Source organism: Bifidobacterium sp. LH_230, assembly GCF_056357555.1.
Genome location: NZ_JBKEWJ010000035.1, coordinates 1 through 17,812, shown reverse-complemented (window position 1 = coordinate 17,812; position 17,812 = coordinate 1). Strand labels below are relative to the sequence as shown.

At 56.6% G+C, this 17,812-nt stretch carries 14 protein-coding genes and 3 pseudogenes; 9 read left to right on the top strand and 8 right to left on the bottom strand.

Annotated features, from left to right (window positions below; genetic code table 11):
* Window positions 1-117: 117 nt before the first annotated feature.
* Window positions 118-1,308 (top strand): annotated as a pseudogene (gene nagA / locus AC1A0G_RS11930) (N-acetylglucosamine-6-phosphate deacetylase); the annotation flags it as partial.
* A gap of 51 nt (window positions 1,309-1,359) precedes the next feature.
* On the opposite strand, the gene AC1A0G_RS11925 reads toward nagA, so the two are convergent.
* Window positions 1,360-2,361, bottom strand: a complete 1,002-nt coding sequence (locus AC1A0G_RS11925) for a LacI family DNA-binding transcriptional regulator (RefSeq protein WP_033495383.1) — start codon at window positions 2,359-2,361, stop codon at window positions 1,360-1,362.
* Between the two features lie 525 nt (window positions 2,362-2,886).
* On the opposite strand from AC1A0G_RS11925, the gene AC1A0G_RS11920 reads away from it, so the two are divergent.
* The 6 genes from AC1A0G_RS11920 to AC1A0G_RS11895 are packed head-to-tail and all read left to right on the top strand — an operon-like array spanning window position 2,887 to window position 9,618.
* The gene (locus AC1A0G_RS11920; protein ID WP_025263185.1) at window positions 2,887-3,093 is read left to right on the top strand and encodes a hypothetical protein; all 207 of its coding nucleotides are present in this window, start codon (window positions 2,887-2,889) and stop codon (window positions 3,091-3,093) included.
* A gap of 18 nt (window positions 3,094-3,111) precedes the next feature.
* A complete protein-coding gene (locus AC1A0G_RS11915; protein ID WP_033495386.1) occupies window positions 3,112-3,957 on the top strand; it encodes a VirB6/TrbL-like conjugal transfer protein, CD1112 family in 846 nt (281 codons plus the stop codon).
* 42 nt (window positions 3,958-3,999) lie between these two features.
* The gene (locus AC1A0G_RS11910) at window positions 4,000-4,380 is read left to right on the top strand and encodes a PrgI family protein (RefSeq protein WP_163232860.1); all 381 of its coding nucleotides are present in this window, start codon (window positions 4,000-4,002) and stop codon (window positions 4,378-4,380) included.
* A complete protein-coding gene (locus AC1A0G_RS11905) occupies window positions 4,373-6,769 on the top strand; it encodes a VirB4-like conjugal transfer ATPase, CD1110 family (RefSeq protein WP_476529971.1) in 2,397 nt (798 codons plus the stop codon). The genes AC1A0G_RS11910 and AC1A0G_RS11905 overlap by 8 nt, the downstream gene beginning before the upstream one ends.
* Window positions 6,766-8,358 (top strand): CHAP domain-containing protein, encoded by a 1,593-nt coding sequence (locus AC1A0G_RS11900; RefSeq protein WP_236036982.1) that lies wholly within the window; start codon window positions 6,766-6,768, stop codon window positions 8,356-8,358. Before AC1A0G_RS11905 ends, AC1A0G_RS11900 begins: the two co-directional genes overlap by 4 nt.
* A gap of 21 nt (window positions 8,359-8,379) precedes the next feature.
* The gene (locus AC1A0G_RS11895) at window positions 8,380-9,618 is read left to right on the top strand and encodes a hypothetical protein (protein ID WP_236023788.1); all 1,239 of its coding nucleotides are present in this window, start codon (window positions 8,380-8,382) and stop codon (window positions 9,616-9,618) included.
* Window positions 9,619-10,529: 911 nt separating this feature from the next.
* Here the strand turns inward: AC1A0G_RS11895 and AC1A0G_RS11890 are convergent.
* From AC1A0G_RS11890 to AC1A0G_RS11875, 4 genes are read right to left on the bottom strand one after another with little or no spacing between them, the layout of a single operon-like run.
* On the bottom strand, window positions 10,530-11,318 hold the full coding sequence (locus AC1A0G_RS11890) for a hypothetical protein (protein WP_081892028.1): 789 nt from the start codon (window positions 11,316-11,318) through the stop codon (window positions 10,530-10,532).
* Window positions 11,315-12,256 (bottom strand): ABC transporter ATP-binding protein, encoded by a 942-nt coding sequence (locus AC1A0G_RS11885; RefSeq protein WP_033495394.1) that lies wholly within the window; start codon window positions 12,254-12,256, stop codon window positions 11,315-11,317. Before AC1A0G_RS11885 ends, AC1A0G_RS11890 begins: the two co-directional genes overlap by 4 nt.
* Window positions 12,240-12,776: a hypothetical protein gene (locus AC1A0G_RS11880; RefSeq protein ID WP_035138070.1), complete on the bottom strand. Its 537-nt coding sequence runs from the start codon at window positions 12,774-12,776 to the stop codon at window positions 12,240-12,242. Before AC1A0G_RS11880 ends, AC1A0G_RS11885 begins: the two co-directional genes overlap by 17 nt.
* Before the next feature lie 8 nt (window positions 12,777-12,784).
* A complete protein-coding gene (locus AC1A0G_RS11875; RefSeq protein ID WP_081892026.1) occupies window positions 12,785-13,306 on the bottom strand; it encodes a stage II sporulation protein M in 522 nt (173 codons plus the stop codon).
* Window positions 13,307-13,385: 79 nt separating this feature from the next.
* Between AC1A0G_RS11875 and AC1A0G_RS11870 the strand changes: the two genes are divergently transcribed.
* The gene (locus tag AC1A0G_RS11870; RefSeq protein WP_152600621.1) at window positions 13,386-13,658 is read left to right on the top strand and encodes a hypothetical protein; all 273 of its coding nucleotides are present in this window, start codon (window positions 13,386-13,388) and stop codon (window positions 13,656-13,658) included.
* Between the two features lie 602 nt (window positions 13,659-14,260).
* Window positions 14,261-15,117 (top strand): annotated as a pseudogene (locus AC1A0G_RS11865) (transposase).
* 87 nt (window positions 15,118-15,204) lie between these two features.
* Here the strand turns inward: AC1A0G_RS11865 and AC1A0G_RS11860 are convergent.
* The 3 genes and pseudogenes from AC1A0G_RS11860 to AC1A0G_RS11850 all read right to left on the bottom strand — a co-directional run.
* Window positions 15,205-15,876: pseudogene (locus AC1A0G_RS11860) on the bottom strand (VirD4-like conjugal transfer protein, CD1115 family); the annotation flags it as partial.
* Window positions 15,877-15,926: 50 nt separating this feature from the next.
* On the bottom strand, window positions 15,927-16,085 hold the full coding sequence (locus AC1A0G_RS11855) for a transposon-encoded TnpW family protein (RefSeq protein ID WP_006428300.1): 159 nt from the start codon (window positions 16,083-16,085) through the stop codon (window positions 15,927-15,929).
* A gap of 142 nt (window positions 16,086-16,227) precedes the next feature.
* Window positions 16,228-17,745 carry an AAA family ATPase gene (locus tag AC1A0G_RS11850; RefSeq protein ID WP_476529970.1) on the bottom strand — a complete coding sequence of 506 codons (1,518 nt, stop codon included), beginning with the start codon at window positions 17,743-17,745 and terminating at the stop codon, window positions 16,228-16,230.
* Between the last annotated feature and the right edge of the window lie 67 nt (window positions 17,746-17,812).

Below are 17,812 nucleotides of genomic sequence, written 5' to 3'. Positions count from 1 at the left end.
GAACCGGCGGCAGCGCCGCCATCGCCACGCCCCTCGACCACATCGTCGTTCTTCAAGGTCACCATCATTCAATCCTTCCAGAATGGCAGCCCATACACAAACAATTAGACACCCTCGGTGGTCTCGGACGCACGTGGCGTGATTGTGGCCACAGGCTCCGCCGCCGCGGACGGTACCGGCGAGGAGGCGTTCGAGCACGCCTGCCGCACGGTCGGCATCGACCCGGCCGTTCCAGCTGACTCCAACGACGCGGTCATCGACGCGGCCGGCCGCATCCTGACCCCCGGCTACGTGGACATCCACGCCCACGGCGCCTGGGAGAAGAGCTTCGACGACGGCCCCGACGGCATCGACGTGGCCCGAGCCGGCCACGCGGTCCACGGCACCACCCGCCAGGTGCTCTCGCTCATCACCAACCCGATGGACGTGATCTGCCGCAACATCCGCACCGTGCACGAGAAGATGGCCACCCGCCCCGACATCCTCGGCTGCCACCTCGAAGGCCCGTTCCTCGCCCTCAAGCGCAAGGGCGCGCACGACCCGAACTGCCTCAAGGACCCGGTGCCCGAACTCGTGGACCGCATGCTTGACGCCTCGGGCGCCGACCCCGCCGCCGGGCGTCTCGGCTGCATCCGCCAAATCACCATCGCCCCCGAGCTCGAGCACGGCATCGGCGCCATCCGCCAGTTCGCGGCCGCCGGCGTGGTGCCCGCGGTCGGTCACTGCGACGCCGACTACGAGACCGCCCAGGCCGGCTTCAACGCGGGCGCCGGCATCATGACCCACATGTTCAACGCGATGAACGGCCTGCACCACCGCGACCCCGGCCCCATCCCGGCCGCCGTCGAGGACCCGCGCGTCACCATCGAACTCATCAACGACGGCTTCCACGTGCAGAACCCGATGGTCAAGCTCGGCTTCGGACTCGCGCCCCACCGCATCGCGTTCGTCACCGACGCCATGGCCGCCACCGACTGCCCCGACGGCGCGTACAAGCTCGGCGAACTCGACGTGAACGTCATCGACGGCCACGCCCGACTCGTCTCCAACGGCGCCATCGCCGGCTCCACGCTGACATTGGAGGTCGCGGTCCAGCGCGCGGTCAACGAACTCGGCTTCAGCCCGGTCGCCGCCGTCGAGGCCGCCACACTCACCCCGGCACGCGCCTTCGGATTCGACAGGCCCAACCCCGTCACCGGCACGCCGCTCGGCCTCATCGCCCCCGGATACGCCGCCGACCTCAACCTCCTCGACCCCACCGACTGGACCGCCCAACACGTCTGGTGCGCCGGCCGCCAGCTGAAGTAAACTCCTTCCAGCAAAATCGACACCGGTGCCGCCCGTCTTCGAGACGACGTCTTACGCCCGAGGAACGAAGCTTGCGCGCGGCACCAGCTCGGTCGTCAGCAGGATGTGACGCCGCACCCGCCGCTCATGCTTCAACCCATCAATCAAGGTGAAGAACGCCATACGGGCCAACTCCCTTTGATCGATCGCATACGAACTCAGCGACGGAGACGTGTACCGGGCGATCGACTGGTTGTTCACACTCACCACAGCCAACTCGTCGGGAACCGCCACACGCAGCGCATTCAACGCCTGCAACGCCCCCACCGCGAGCACGTCGGCGGCCACGATCAGGCCATCGGGCATGCTGCCGGCCTCACGATGGTCAGCCACCAATTGCTCCGCGAGACGGTAGCCGTTCTCCACGGTGAACGTGCCGGACGAATACACCAATCCGTCCGTTTCCAATCCCAGATGCGCGGCCCACTGGCGGAACGACAGTTCACGGATGTCCTCGGGATAGTCATGCATGCCCATGATGCTGCCCACGCCGCCGAGAAACGCAATACGCCTGCGGCCCGCCGCGATCATCTCGTCCAGGGCATCCAGCATCGTCTGCGACAGATCGGGACGTACGGAGTCGAACAGGTGCGGCGCCGGATTCGTGTCGATGCACACGCCATGCGGAAGCACCGCATGCAGGGCGCGCAGGTCCGCTTCGGGAAACACCGTGGCTCCCACGGTGATGAACCCATCGAACTCCGTTGCACGTTCCGTCAACTCGTGTATGGATCGGATGAACGTGGGCTGGTCCAATTCCATCGACTCCGCACACTCCGCAAGAACCTTCCGCAGATCGGCGAAGTACGCATCCTGCAATTCCTCCCCGGACGGAGGCGCATCCAACACCGCGATCGCGGGACGGAACACGTTGCGGTATCCCATCTCCTCGCACACGCGCAGCACGCGCCGACGCGTCTCCTCCTTGATGGAGAACGACGGGTCATTCAGCAAGCGCGACACCGTGCTCTGCGACACCCCGGCCCGTTCCGCGACTTCCTTGAGCGTGGCCATGACATCCTCCCCGCAAACTTTAGTAAAGGGTTTTACTACAGCATAACCCGAGATTTGAAAAGCCTCAGCATCTCCAGTGCACGAAGTTGCATACAGATGGTAGGCTGCGTATGTCCCGGCTAAAGGGGCAGTGCATAGGACGGCGGGTATATCTCAGCTGACATACCCGCCATTCTGAAGATTCTTCCGATGCGGATTCCCTTTCCGATTTTGCAGATCTACAAATATGTAATGGCAAGTACATATGTAAGCGCTTCAGTGCCGCTGCATATATGCCGACTCGGCCAACTACGCACTCAGGTCTTATTCCGCTGAGTGTGACGTTATGAATCGAAGAGGCAATTTTTTCGCTTATCTCCTTCCCCTTCTTCCACCACCCAAGCTGGGAAACAGGCTTTCTATACCTATATATAGGGGCAATGAGGTTTCTCTGTCCGCCGCTATCCTGCCGGTTTTCCCTGACGATGGGTGTCAACGGAGGCCGTTGCCTGTCGGGCTCCTTGATCGTCGTCAGAGGAGGCCGTCGTGGATTTGTTGAATCAGGTGCTTCAGTTGTTCGTCAGGTTCGCCACCATCGGCGGCGGCTTGTGGCTGGTGTGGGGCGCCGTCACCTTCGGCGGCGGCCTGAAGGATCATAATGGGCCGCAGACGCAGTCTGGACTGTGGCAGATCGTGGGCGGAGGCATGATCATCGCGGCCGCGCAGATTTTCAACGCGGTGGCTCTAGGCTGAGCTGATTCGGGGCCTGCCGTGGAGGACTTCATCGTAGCCATGCTCAACATGATCGGCGGCGGAGGTGCCGGTTCGATCACGGCCGGGCTGTTGTCCCAGACGCCGGAGACATGGAATCCCGCTCTTTACCAGTTGGCGGTGAACGTGCATGGAGTCGCCGTCAAGCCTCTGACGTCGGTGGTGCTCGCGGTCATGTTCACGTTGGAGCTGGCGCGCAACTCGACGCGCATCGAAGCGGACCGCGATCTGGGCGTGAAGATCGTGGCCGGCACCATGTTCAAGATCGCGCTGGTGTTCATCGCCGTGCAGAACGCCGGTTTGTTCATTCGGATGTTCAATCAGGTCACGCAGTTCCTCATGCAGGGCGTGTCCTCGCAGATGTCGTATGAGGCGACGGGCGACGGCGGTCAGTTGGGTGATCTGATGCGTGACCAGATTCGCGATGCCGGGGTGATGGGGCAGGCGGCGTTGTTCTTTCTGCTGGTGATTCCGTGGCTGTTGTCCCAGTTGGCGTCGGTGGTGTTCACGGTGGTGCTGTATGTGCGGTTCATCGAATTGTATGCGTTGACGGCGTTCCAGTCGTTGCCGTTCGCGTTTCTGGTGCATGAGGACACCAAGCCGATCGGCGTGGGTTTCTTCAAGTCGTATGCTCGCACGTCGGTGAATGCGGTGTGCGTGTTCATATGTCTGGTGTTCTATCAGCGGATCGTGGTCGATGCCGTGAAGATCCCGGATTCCGCGGACGAGGGCATGGTGGCGTGGGTGACGGGCAACTTCGGCAATCTCATGATGGCGGGCATCCTGCTGTTTTTTGTGATCGCGGTGAGTCAGCGTGTCAGTCGGGCCATAGCCGGCGGCGAGTAGCCGCCTACCACAACCGGGGCCAATCAGGGAAAGGATTCATTCATGTTGCAGATGCGCGTATATAAGGAGATCGCCAATGTTGAGGCGAAGGTGATGTGGGGGCTGAGCTGGCGCCAACTGGCGGCCGCCGCGTGCATGCTCGTTCTGGGCGGAGGTGAGGCGGCGTTGTTCTGGTCGTTGGGACTGTCCGATCTGGGGTCGTATCTGCTGTTTGCGGTTTGCCTGCCGTTCGCGCTGTGGGGTTGGTGGCGTCCGAAGGGGCTGAAGCCGGAACGGTATCTGGGATACATGCTGCGCCAGCGTTTCGGGCCGAAGGTCTATTTGCTTGAATCCTATGTTCCCGCGAGGTTTCCCGGCAAACCGTCGTTGAGGGAGAAGACCCGTAGACGAATCAAGGGAAGGAAGGCACGTCGTCATGTCTGACATCAGTGGCAGCAAGACGGTCAAAGGCAACGGTAAGCGACATGGAAAGGCCGGGAACAGGCGGTCCGGGAATCGTCGCATGCCTCGTTCGTCGAAGGAGCTGCTTGGCTATGATTCGATGCTGTCCAATGGCATCGTGTTCCTCGGCGGCGACCGGTGGAGCGTGTCGCTGCGGATCAGCGACATCAATTATCAGGTCGCGACCCAGGATCAGCAGCTGGATGTCGTGGACCGGTGGGGGCGTTTCCTGAATTCGATCGGTGAGAACATGGGAGTCCAGATCACGGTCGCCACGCGCATGCTGGATCCCGAGGAGGTGACGCGCAGTATCGCCATGCCGCTTCGGAGCGATGCGTTGGATGGACTGCGCGGGGACTTCAACCGCAATGTGCGTCGGCGTCTCGCCGGCCGTTCGCAGGGCGCGGTGACGGACAAGTATCTGACGTTGACGTTGCGTGAGCGGGACGGGGAGCGTGCGGTCACGCTGCTGAACCGTGCCGCGTTGCGTGCCACGGCGCAGCTGCGGTCGGTGGGCGGCTGCGTCGGTGTCCGCTTGGATCGGCAGTCGCGTCTGGCGGTGCTGCACGGGATGCTGCGGCACGGTGTCCGGTTCTCGTTCACCGAGGATGGTTTCCTGAAATCGCATGGCATGTCCACGAAGGATTATGTGGCCCCGTTCGCCGTGGACGTGTCGGATCGCCGTCGGCTCCGGTTGAGCTCGGGCACCACGGAAGTATGGCATCAGTGTCTTTTGGTGCGTGATTTCCCGGATTATCTGAGCGATCAGCTGGTGTCGTCCATCACGGACATCAAGGCGGACATCACGGTCGGCATCCATCTGTCCCCGCGGGGTAAGGCCGAGGGGTTGAAGCTCGTGAACCGGACGATCGCCGAAATGGATATGCAGGCCATCGACGAGCGGCGCAAGAACCGCAAACAGCATCTACCCGAGGACATGCTGCCTCATGAGCTGCAGGAATCCATGACTCAGGCGGGTGAGCTGCGTGATGATCTGGAGCATAACGGCGACCGGCTGGTGGATTCCCTGATGATTGTGGACGTGTCTGCGGACAGCCGCGAGCAACTGGATCAGACGGTTCGTGACGTGACAGCTGCGATCGATGGGCAGTCCTGTGTGGCCGAGACCTTGGCCTACATGCAGGTGGAAGGACTGAACGCCGTGCTGCCGTTGGGTAATTCTTTGCCGCCGATGCGTCGCACGTTGACCACATCGAGCGCGGCGATTCTGGTGCCGTTCACGTCGCAGGAACTGTTCGAGCCGGGCGGGGTGTTCCATGGGGCGAACGCCCGCACCGGCAATCCCGTGGTCATCGACCGTACGAAAGGCATGAACGGCAACGGATTCGTTTTGGGTACGACCGGTTCGGGCAAGAGCCAGGCGGCGAAGAACGAGATAACCCAGATCTATCTGACCCGTCCGGACGATGATCTGATCGTCATCGACCCGGAACGTGAGTTCACGCCGTTGTGCACCGGTCTTGGCGGCGAGCGAGTCGAGATCGGGGAATCGTCTCGCGCGCATATCAACGCTTTGGATATCGAGTATGAGGATGATTCCGAGGGTGATCCGATCCGGTCGAAATGTGCGAGCGTGCTGAACATGCTCGGCGTGCTGATCGGCGGACAGGACGGCATCGACCGCATGCAGCGCAGTCTGATCGACCGTACGGTCATCGGCATGTATCGCGAGGTGCGGGAGCATCCAGAACTGGGCATGCCCACGCTCGTCACCCTGCATGACCGTCTCGCGGCTTTGAATGAGCCAGGTGCCCGTGATGCGGCACGAGCATTGGAGATCTACGCGACCGGCAGTCTGAACGCCTTCGCCCATGCCACCGATGTGAATACGTCCAGCCGGTTCCTGGTCTATGACGTTTCCGGTCTGGGAGCGGAGTTGCGCACATTCGGTATGCTCGTCGTTCTGGATCAGATTTGGAACCGGGTCGTCAGGAATCGCCGTCTCGGCCGGCGCACCTGGCTGTGGGTGGACGAGTTCCATCTGCTGTTCTCGAACCGGTATGCGGCCGAATACTTCCTGCGCCTGTACAAGCGCGCCCGTAAATGGGGTTTGTGCCCCACCGGCATTACGCAGAACATCGAGGAGCTGCTGGCCAACCAGGATGCGCGTCTGATGCTCGCGAACAGCGACTTCCTGTTGCTGCTGAACCAGACCGCCACGGATGCCGACGCCTTGTGCGAGCTGCTGAAGCTGTCCGATGAGCAGCGGGCGTTCTTCACCGGGGTGCAGCCCGGTCAGGGCATGGCCAAGAGCGGCACTGCGTTCATACCGTTCGATGGGCGTATCGATGCCGATAGTCTGCTTTACCGGTTGTATACCACGAAATTCGAGGATCGGAAGCCCGAATGAGACCCGTCACCTCCGACTCATTCCACGCCACGCGCAATCTCGTTCGGCCGAACGGCATGATTCATGGTTTGAAAGTCCGTCATGTTAATGGACTCTTCCATGGCCCAGTGTTGGCCGGGCTGAAACAGCCACGAACCACCATCAGGAACAATCAATCCGAAGTATCGCGCCCGACCGGCATAACAACCGTCAGCGTTTTGGAACGTGGTGTGAAGGCGACACGGTCCGTGCTTGAATCGCAATCGGCACAGACGGATACCAGAGAGGACGACGACTTGTTGTCACCAATGGTTCCCGCAAGTCGGATACGCGACGGCGTGACCGGCATTATTCGCACAAGACATGCCGCAAGAGGTTCAACGGCACGTGCCGTGGCAGGAAGAACGGCTTCGGCTCGCGCCAAACGTGCGAGACATTCCGGCAAGACCGTACGATCGGGTGTCCAGGGGGCCAAATCCGCTGCCAGAGCTTCGACGCAGGTTGCACGACAGGTCACACAGGCGGTTTCTCGGACTATGACGGCGGTGAAGGCCGGTGTCGCGGCATCGGCATCAGCTGCGGTCAGCATTCCATTTCTATTGGGCACGGCGGCGGTGCTGATGGTCTTCAGCCTGCTGCTGTGGTTCATACCCACCGTTGCCGTCGGAGATGACGGAGGTTGCGAGGCCAGTGTGATCGAGGTCCCGGACGAGGCGAAGCCATGGGTAAGCGAGGCGGCCCGATCGAGCGGATTGAGCGCGGATTTCATCGCGGCGATCATGAAGCAGGAATCCGGTTTCCGACCGGATGCGTATGCCGACGACAGCAACGGCGGAACATGGGGATTGCTGCAGATGAACAGGAGCGTATGGCGCGGCGTGCATCCCGAAGGTGCCGATCAGACACCACCTGAAGGCATCACCGAGCCCATGGTCCACGCCCATTACGGCGGCATGTATCTGAAAAACCGCTTGGAAGGCGTCAAACAGCTCAAGGCCAAGCACCCGGGCATGCCGTTCGCCGAACTTGACGACCTGACGGCTTTGGTCATCGCCCATAACGCGGGCGAAGGCAACCTCATGAGGTACCCGGATATTCCCAACATCACCAAACGGTATCTCGACAACGTGAAGCCGGCGATTGATGCGGGAGGCGGCTGTTCGGCCACGGCAGGACGAACCATCGGCAAGCTCACGCCACCGTTGGTCATGCAGTCTGGCACGCTGAACGTGGATGTGGCGGCGACCGGCACGCCCGTGGGCAAGATCACCACCTATGAGACCGGCCAATGCACATGGTGGGCGGCCGCTCGCCGATTGCAGATCGGCAAACCGGTGGACGGATACATGGGCGACGGCTGGATGTGGGCGTCAAGCGCCAGAAAATTCGGATATCCAACGGGCGGCGGCATACAGCTCGGTGACGTGGCAAGCTTCGCCAAAGGCTATCTCGGCGCAAGCGCCGATTATGGACACGTCGCCATCGTCGAGGAAATCAAGGACGACGGAAGCATTGTTGTCAGCGAATCCGGCGGCGGCCTCCCATACGCATGGCTCAGGACCCTTACCAAAGAGCAGGCCAACAATCCCAGCATCACTTACATCCACTAATCCTGAGGGAAAGAAGGAATCATGCGTCGCATCAATTCCAAACTTGATTCGTACGAGCTTGCCGATTTGATGAGTGATTCTGACAACTGGGATCTTCTTGCGCAAATCCACGATCATCCCAGTACATGGCCGGAACTCGGCCAGTGGGCTGCGCATGCCATCGCACACCCCGAAACCGCTGGGGCCCCACCGGAACCGCTGCCAGACAGAAAACCCAAACATCGGCTGCTGCCCATCACACCCATCATCGACGATGAGCTGCCTCGCGATATACGGAACAACAGCACTCCCGTATCCAAGCCTGACAAACGGACGGGAACGACGATAGACACACCAATTAGGGTCGGGGAACATGTCGAGGATGATGTGTCCTTGGCGGAATTATCGGCTGACGACGCGGATGAGGTAGCCGTTCATCGGCATATCCCCTTTACCCGCATCGCCGGCATTATGCTCGCTCTGGTCACCGTAACGGGATTAGCCACAGGCCTTGTCATGGCGAAGAGGAACTACGACCATCGGGAAGCGCTCACGTCATGCAATCACGCAATCGAGCAATCTGACATAGTGAGGATTGAATGGGACAAGGCATTGAAACAGGCGGAACCATATGCGAAGCTCCAGGATAAAGACGTGCAGGATCCCAAATCTTTGGAACTGCTCGGCAAAATCATGCAATATCAGCCATCGGTCTCAACGGAGAATTGCGATCCGAGTCTGACGGCCGACCGTCTCGATCGCACTCGTGCGGAAACAGAGAAAGCTAACAGCCAGCTCAGAATCCAGACCAGGAACCTGCATGACACAGTTGACACGGTCAAGGCATCACAGGAACAACAACGGATTGACAACGCACAGAACGTACTGAGCCAAACCATTGAAAACGCCGATAGGCTCTACAAAGAATCCGAGAACAAGGTCAGAGACGACAACACCCGTGCACGGCTCAGTGAGCAGATTACCCGTGCACGACTCATGATGCGCGACCATCAGGATCTTGATGTCTATAACAGAACCATCCAGGACCTCAACGAAGTCATGCAAATCGTCCGGGATTCCATGACGGCTGTAAAGAACGAGGAAATATCTGATGCGGGCCGTTCGGATGAATCCACACAACCGGGATCGGATTCCCAGTCATCGAACCGACAGCCCGCACCATCATCGGAAGATTTATCCCCGTCAGTCACGCACGGCAATTCCACCTGGGATGTGCCTGGACAATCAGTAACCCCCTCATTCCCCGATCGATTAGGCTAGCGCCGCCTTTGAAAAAGGGCAGGAGATAGTGTGGCGGTATATGCCGAGTTCTCGGGCTAGTCAGTTTGGATGACGCGTCTCCAAAGATGAGGAGGACACCCAGCCGGCATGAGAACCAGAGAGGATGAAACGACTGTCGTTCATACCTTTGAGAACAAAGTAGCCGCTGCCCAGATTGATAGCGGTAGAATCAGATACACCCTTGGTGATATCGATTAATTCCACACTGGCAATATCAACCTTCCTGTCGCAACACTTGTAATTCTTGATGAGCCAATCGTGCTGGTTGACACAATAGCTGAAAGTTCAATGTTTGAGGCAATGCCTCAATTGAATCAGAATATGACCACGGTAATCATCGCTCACAGGTTTACAACCATTCATATGCAGATAAAATCACTGTTATTAAAGATGATACTGTTCATACGATTGTCAGGTGCGCGGAGTTACCCAAACAATCAGAGTTTTATCGAAAGATGTTTCATGCACAGGTTTAATATAGCGATTTCCGAACAGATTATTTTGTTTAAATAAATGCGGCGAAGAATAGCGACAGACAAGTAGCGTTTCTCGCTTAGTATAGATGATTCGGATATTGAGCCCACACAACCAGACGCGAACAACAAAGACAGCAGAGACCATTTCTAAAAGAATTCTTTATCACAGCATAAACCATGCAGGAATACGGATCAGAAGCAAACTTCAATCCTTCTAAATATGCTTTAATGCGATTCATCGGTTCAATGGTCTGGGTTGTTTATTTATTACTGGAATCCGCATTCCGCCAATAGCAATAACATTAGGTGGTAAAAATTAAATGTGATCATGGATGACGATAGACATCTATCGCTGTTAAGGTAAATTGGTTATTTATCATATATATACCAACGACAGACTTTAATATACTCGCATCACCTAATATCCCTATAATTCAACGTTGCACACGCTATTCCAATTGCAATCAATAAGTAAACTAGAGCAATCACACCGCTAAACAAAGGGCTGATAATTGGTTCAGGCTCCAATATGGCAGTGCCTGCAATAGATGGTATCCATGTACTCAATGTTTGAGATGCAGGTAAATTAGCAACCACAATGGGAAGGAGATAATACAAGGCAATGTAAGACGCCGCACCTTTCCCCACTGAATCAACGGCTACGCATAGTGAGGCGGCAATAAGCATACGCCCGGTAAGTATCAGGGCCACGGGAAGACATAAGAGCAGCGATGTGGACAACGGAGAGGGCCATGCTTGCGATGGTACGACGGGGCCGAGGATGAGCCGAGAGGTACCAGTTGCGGTAAGTCCTCCGGTTGCGGCCATAATAAAACCAACAATAGCGATATCGACACATAAGATTAGAAACAGTCGCGTTCGCTTCGGTTCAATCAGGAACAGCGGAATGGCTGTGGACGTATTGAGCAGGACACGGACGGATAGCAGTGCCGCGATGATTGCCAAGGGCTCGGCCATGGGCATAACCGCACCGGCGATGCTCGGCCCCAATCCTTCGAGCGTGGCGAAGCCATCGAGTTTGGAGCTGGAGGAGAGCATGAGCCGGACGGAGGCGCTAGTCAACGCGGCGAACGCGGCGAACGCCAGCGGCAGCCCAACCCATGCCGCGAGGGTTGCCGGCCGGCATACCACATAACGTATGAGCAGCATCATGCGTTGCAAATCCCGTGTACCCCCGTTCATGACGTGTGGCTCTTTACTGAAGACCGGTTGATTATGCTAGTCATTACTTCGCGAAGCGTCGGTTCGGCGCGATTGAGCTGAACCAATGGAGCCTCACATCTGGCTGCGGTTGCGAATACAGTATCTTCATCCGTCCGTCGTGCCAAATACAAGTCATTCTTTAGGGCGCGAAGATCGGCCCCCATTCCCATCAGATCATTCAGGGCCGCGGCCTTTCTGCTCACATCTACGCCGTTTGCAAAGCGGAATATGATTCCAGCCCCGTCGCTGTTGTCGTTAATGACTTGCTCGATTGGCCCGCAACCCATTTGCCGACCATGCATGACAATCAGGACATGGGTGGCTATGCGTTGCAGTTCTTCAATCTCATGAGCTGCCAAAATAACGGTTCTGCCGGACTCGGCCCATTGTTTCAATGAATCATGCAGCCAAAGTCTTCCTTCGATATCCAATCCATTGAATGGCTCGTCCAATACAAGTATCGGTGCGTCGGAGAGCATCGCGCAAGCAACGCCCAGTCGTTGTCTCATACCTGTGGAATACCCCCTAATCCGGACTTTCGGCCAATGATCCAGACTACAGGCACGCAGCACGCGGCGAACGCGACGACGCACGTTATGCAATCCCTGCATGCCGGCCATAAACGTCAGATACTCACGGCTGGTCATCGACTCATCCCCCAATCGCCCACCTAGGAATACACCCACTTGCAAGCCCGGATGCTCCAACTGCCGATACGGTCGGCCCATAACCAGTGCACGACCTTGGCTGGGAGAGGCTAGGCCGAGCAGCATGCGTAGCGTGGTGGACTTACCTGCACCATTCGACCCCGCCACGGCCAATACTTGCCCCGGCCAAACCTCAAAATCAATCGGACCTACCACCGGCCCGGATACATATCGTTTAGTCAATCCATGAACTTCAACCACGGCGTCCACGAAGACCTCCTATACGGCGAATCATGCTGTCGGACGTGGTTGTTTCTTCAACGGGATTGATGTCGCACCTGTCCAAATGATCATTAGCCGTATCATCTGGGGAGGGGCTCTCTGGCTTCTCCTCCAACCGAACAATCCCTTTGCGCTGGTCTGCTAGCTCATGTACAAGATAAATTACGAATGGCACATACAACAAGCTGCATACCATCGATATAATCATCCATGCGAACTGGCGTCGCGCCCACTGCCGATATGCCAACACCAGCCAAACCGCCGAGCATGACCATTGGAACACCGTTACCGGTACGACAGCCGGTGGCGTAGACGGTACCCCTGCCAACAGGTTCGTGAATACCTCACGCGCATATTCACCATACGCGGGCAACGCCACAGCTTCCGCCACGCCGAGCCATATGATTAATACTGCGGCCAATACTAAATACCACCAATTCAAAGTGATGCAGCGCCAGGCGGCAATGCGCCACTTCAAGGACTCAAACCAGACTGACAGGCGAATCATGATGCTCCTTAAATATGAGATATATATGTCTCTATGATTGCAGCCCAAAAAAGCGAGAACCATGAAATAAAAACCACAAACAAGGACAATAAAGTGGCATTATCTATGCTAATATCCCGCTTTCGATTGTTCTGCAAGAAACAAAATTCATAGTGCGTAATAGTCAAAGCAATGCCAGATATGGTGATCAGCGCAAAGCATTCAAAGAAAAGATGAGGGACTACTGCGGTCAATAATTTACCTCCTTGGTCTTGAAATAAATACTGAGCCGCACTCCATCCAAAAGAACTATAATTAATAACTAATACAATAGTTGTAGGAATGGAGAATAGAAATCCTCCAAATAATAGTATTAGCCATACCTTAGTATTGTTCCATAGTAGTTCATGAAGATATATCTTCGGAATTATGGCCCTGCTCAAAGGATACGGACGTAACTTGGCTAAAAATACGCCAACCAGAAATGCTGCTAAGGAAATCCCAAGGACGCAACGCGTCTTAGTGAGAAATAGCTTCAAGAATCCCGTCATACCTCCTCCTCCGCAGGGCCATAATATCCAATCAATGAATCACCATGCCGCAGCGCCCGAAGTCCCCAAGGTGCCAATCATGGACTGGATGGTGGAAGTGAGCGGCGCAGCTGCAGGGAAAATCATTCCCACCGCAGCCGATCCAAGCCAAGCTACAGCGACAATGGCGGTAGCTGCCGCACTCCCAATTCCCAATACCGCCATCAGAGAAGCAACCAGCGGAATAACAAAAGGAGTGACGAACACTGCCGCAAAAGCGACTGCCACACTTGCCATCTGCCGATTTCCCTTATTGCAAGACGTACCGCGAGCATTATTTTCATACCTAGACATCATTGTCTCCCTTGAATAGTATGGGCAAATATTATTTTTTGGGCAAATTATATACATTTCCGTGAAGTATATACGAGCATTATTCTATGCCGCTATAAGCAACAACTAACGGCGGCAATCGTACCGTTTTTACAAACTTTTTCATCATAAAATCCTTATATGATCTCACTATTGCATGGTTGCCATTTTCTTGCTACAAGACATCGGCAAGAGTCTCAGAAATTGCATTTACAATTTCCTCGTTCCAGTTGTATTGTCAGCTTCTCAAATTGAAAATGGATCCACAAGGATCAAATTACTAACTGTCATTCCGAGATGACAACACTCAAGTATTTTCGGAATCGCCTATTGCCAATTATCTTTTTCCGTCTGAGGAACGGTGGTACGCCTCTGAGCAGGTAGATGTACTGGCCGGTGGGGAGAGACTGTTTCGGAAAGTGTGTAGCCGGCTTTGATCGCCGGCTGCGTGGCTGGCGGGAAAGGGTCTGTAATGAGCATGTCGACTGAGACAATGGAAGCCATGGCAATGTGAAGACGGCCCTCAGCAAGGAAGCCACGGAGAAACCAGCGAAACCCAGTGATCCAAAGGCATCCCCGATCTAGCGCGAGCTCGCGCTAGAGATAATCCGGCAGACCAAGGAGCAGGGGCTTGACTTGACCGGCCGCGACGGTCTGCTGAGGCAATTCACCAAGACCGTGCTGGAGACCGCCCTCGACGAGCAGATGACCGAGCACCTCGGACACGAAAAGCACGAGAAAAGCGCCGATGGCAGGGCCGCGAACACGCGCAACGGGACAACCGCCAAGACCGTGACGACGGAGGCGGCCGGACCAGTCACCATCAAGGTGCCTCACGACCGGGACGGCTCGTTCGACCCCGTCATCGTCAAAAAACGGTATCGCCGGCTCAACGACGTGGACTCGGTCGCACCTATGCTAGGTGCCTGACCGCCGGAAAGATCAGCGCGCACTTCCAGGAGAGCTACGGCACCTCGGTCTCCAGAGAGACCGTCAGCCGCCTTCACCTGCTGCGCAATACGTTCCACTATGTGTCCAGAAAGGACTGGGACATACTCAAACGCGACCCGAAACCCATCTACACCGTCGTCAACGAAGCAGCCGCGGAACAGGCTCGCGACGAGATGCTCGACAAGTGGGCGTCCAAATACCCGGCTATGGGCGGCCTGCGGCTTAACACGTGGGATCGGTTCGTTCCGTTTCTCAACTACGATGTGGAAATCCATCAGACGATCTGTTCGACGAACGCGATCGAGAGTCTCAACGCGCGGTTCCGTCGAGCGGTCAGGGCGCGAGGTCACTTCTCCGACGAACGTGCCGCGTTGAGGTGCCTGTACCTGACCGTCAAGTCGCTGGCCCCGACCGGCAAGGCGGGTACGATGGACGACACGTGGAAGCCCGCGTTGAACACGTTCACCGTCACCTTCGCCGACCGCTGGTCCGCCAGCGAGAACATATAACCAAACCACTAGTTACACACTTAACGGGACCGTCCCTCACGACCTTGGCAGCGCCGCACAATGCGATAGCATTATCGTATTTGTCATCTATAGATGACATAACTTCTCACTGAGGAACGGTGGTATGCCTCTGAGCAGGTAGACGCACCGGCTGGTGGGGATGCGTCCGAGTTCGTCCGGAGTGAGGAGTTTACGAGCGTTTTTGCGGGTGCTGCGTGTCCAGCTGCCGTTGAGACCTTTGGTTTCGCTGGTTTCAATGACATCGATGGTCTGGTCTCCGAGCCGGTCGCTGATGTATTTGGTGGTGCTGGGTTCGTTGCCGCCGAGGAAGAGCTGGCTGTCGCAGTTGCCGGCGATGGTCTCCCAGTCATCCCGATAGAGGCTCTTGCCTTGGCTGACGGTCTGGAGGATGATGCTGCAGCTGATGCGTCGGCTTCGTATGGTGGCGATGAGCCTTACGAAGTTGGGGATTTTGCCGATGTTGGCGAATTCGTCGAGCATGCAATGCACGTCGCGGTCGAGCACGCCGTCAGGTTTGGCGTCGGCTTTGCGTACAAGCGTTTCGAAGAGGCATTGGTAGAAGACGCTGGCGATGAAGGAGAACGTGGCGTTGGTGTCGGGTAGTTCGAGATAGATGATGCGTTTGCCTTGGTCGAGGGTTTCGAGCCGGATGTCGTCGCCGTCGAGGATTCGGCGTACCTCGCGCACTTGGAGTGGTGCGAGGTGGACGCCGGTGGTGATGATGATGCTTTTCTTGGTTTCGCCAGAGACGAAAAGTCAAGGACTTTTTCATCAAATTCACAAAGAAGTCACATTTTGCGGACTTCCTCACGGAGCAGACGCTTGATTTTGTCCTCCATTGTCTCTTTTGCGGTCTGGCTGAAATGCACACGGACGATATAGGTTGTCTTGCCAATCTGCTTTCTGACAGTAGGGCAAGTGGCGGTGTTGGTTGCGGTATTGTTCATTCAAAATCCTCCTGTAAATGAAAAATGCCCGGTGACTGTTCATCATCGGGCGGTGTCGGTATGAGGGAACAAGGCAAGGCGGCAACATTAAGGTATCTATAAAAACCTTGCCGTCTTTGCCACGCTTGCCGTGTTCCTGTTGTCAATCTCGGAGATAGCAGACCCATGCTGTGCCGTCTTTCTCGGTCACAAGTCTGTCCCCGATACGGCTCTTTGCCGTTCTCATGGTGCGTGAGGAAATCCCACGCTCATTGACTGCCTTTTCCAGCTCTGCGCTCGGCATACGCTTTCCATCTGCAAGCAGTTCCAGAATGAGCATTTGCGCCTGTGCGGTCTTGCTTTCGGTCTTGGCGGTGTCTGTCCCGGCAAGAAGCTCGTCAGCGGTAATGTCATAAGCTCCTATCCATTCAAAGCCTTTCTCGTCTCCCAGAGAAAAGGCAAGGGACTGTCCGGGCGGCGCAAGGGAGCTTTTCTCATGGATAAGCACCCTTGTTGTGGGACTGTCTTTCAGCTTGCCAATAAACAGCAGACTGCGGACTGCCGCCGTAATGTCGATAGACCCCAATCCCCGGTAGGTGCTTTGCGTTCCTGCGGCTTTGTTGAGGTGTCCAATCAGCACGATAGCGCACCCGGTAGCCTGTGCAATGTCTCCCAGACTGCGGAATATTGGGCGCACCTCGTTTGCCCGGTTCATGTCCACATCTGCGCCCAGAAACGCCTGTACCGGGTCAATGATAACCAGCCTTGCGTTGTTCTCACGGATTGCCCTTGCTATGCGCTCATCGGCAAGAGTCAGCGGCGTGTCTCTATCGTCAATGACAAGCACTCGTTCAAGGTCTGCGTCCGCTTCCATCAGCCGGGGCTTAACGGTATCGCCCAAACCGTCCTCTGCGGTCTGATAGATGATATTGAAAGGCTCAAGTTTCTCCATACCGGGTAAAGGCTTTCGGTTGGTGCAAGCCGCCGCAAGACGCATGGCAAAGTAGGTCTTGCCCTCACCGGGGTTGCCCTGTATGATCGTCAGCTTTCCAAAGGGGATATACGGAAACCATAGCCAATCCACGCTCGTCAGCTCCACATCTGCCATGCGGAGCATTGGGACAGGCTGGGCGGTGGGCAGCTCTCGCAGCGTGATTGTCTCGGCTATGAATTTGCGGCTGGGAATGTCCCCTTGCTGACGGAGAACATCGTTCCAGTCTTTCCTTGCCGGGACAAGGCGAATGACGGCGATCTCGCCGGGAATGGACTGTGCCAGTCGGGAGCAGGCTTCACTTCCTGCGGTGTCGCTGTCAAGGCAGAGGAATACTTTTCGGGTGTCCTTGCGTTCAGAAAGAAAACGGTCAAGGGCTTTGCCCGAAACGCCGCCCAGGGCAAGATAGCTCCTTGTCTGCCAGTCCTGCGGATAAAGGCAGATGAACGATAACAGGTCAATCGGCGCTTCAAAGACAAAGAGCTGGTTGCCGTTGCCCTCGTATCGGAACGGATAGGACTTGTCAGACCCGGCAATGTCCTGTCTGAATGGGTCTGCCGTTCCTCGCACATGGGCGTATCTCGGCGTACCACTTCGGTCTCTGCCAACAAACACAACATTTTGGAGGCTTCTGCTGTTTTCGTGGGTTAGTTTGTTGGTGTTGGTAGTTGGATGTTGAGTCCGCCGCATCGGAGCATGACGAGGCTGATGAGGTTGGTGACGTGGTGGAAGCCGTAGGCCATGCGGATGGTGACCT

Bases quoted from the DNA above. Each gene is read 5' to 3' on its own strand.
- AC1A0G_RS11900 (WP_236036982.1), top strand. From the start codon at position 6,766: ATGAGACCCGTCACCTCCGACTCATTCCACGCCACGCGCAATCTCGTT.
- AC1A0G_RS11895 (WP_236023788.1), top strand. From the start codon at position 8,380: ATGCGTCGCATCAATTCCAAACTTGATTCGTACGAGCTTGCCGATTTG.
- AC1A0G_RS11855 (WP_006428300.1), bottom strand. From the start codon at position 16,085: ATGAACAATACCGCAACCAACACCGCCACTTGCCCTACTGTCAGAAAG.
- AC1A0G_RS11890 (WP_081892028.1), bottom strand. From the start codon at position 11,318: ATGAACGGGGGTACACGGGATTTGCAACGCATGATGCTGCTCATACGT.
- AC1A0G_RS11850 (WP_476529970.1), bottom strand. From the start codon at position 17,745: ATGCGGCGGACTCAACATCCAACTACCAACACCAACAAACTAACCCAC.
- AC1A0G_RS11925 (WP_033495383.1), bottom strand. From the start codon at position 2,361: ATGGCCACGCTCAAGGAAGTCGCGGAACGGGCCGGGGTGTCGCAGAGC.
- AC1A0G_RS11880 (WP_035138070.1), bottom strand. From the start codon at position 12,776: ATGATTCGCCTGTCAGTCTGGTTTGAGTCCTTGAAGTGGCGCATTGCC.
- AC1A0G_RS11905 (WP_476529971.1), top strand. From the start codon at position 4,373: ATGTCTGACATCAGTGGCAGCAAGACGGTCAAAGGCAACGGTAAGCGA.
- AC1A0G_RS11875 (WP_081892026.1), bottom strand. From the start codon at position 13,306: ATGACGGGATTCTTGAAGCTATTTCTCACTAAGACGCGTTGCGTCCTT.
- AC1A0G_RS11910 (WP_163232860.1), top strand. From the start codon at position 4,000: ATGTTGCAGATGCGCGTATATAAGGAGATCGCCAATGTTGAGGCGAAG.
- AC1A0G_RS11870 (WP_152600621.1), top strand. From the start codon at position 13,386: ATGGACTGGATGGTGGAAGTGAGCGGCGCAGCTGCAGGGAAAATCATT.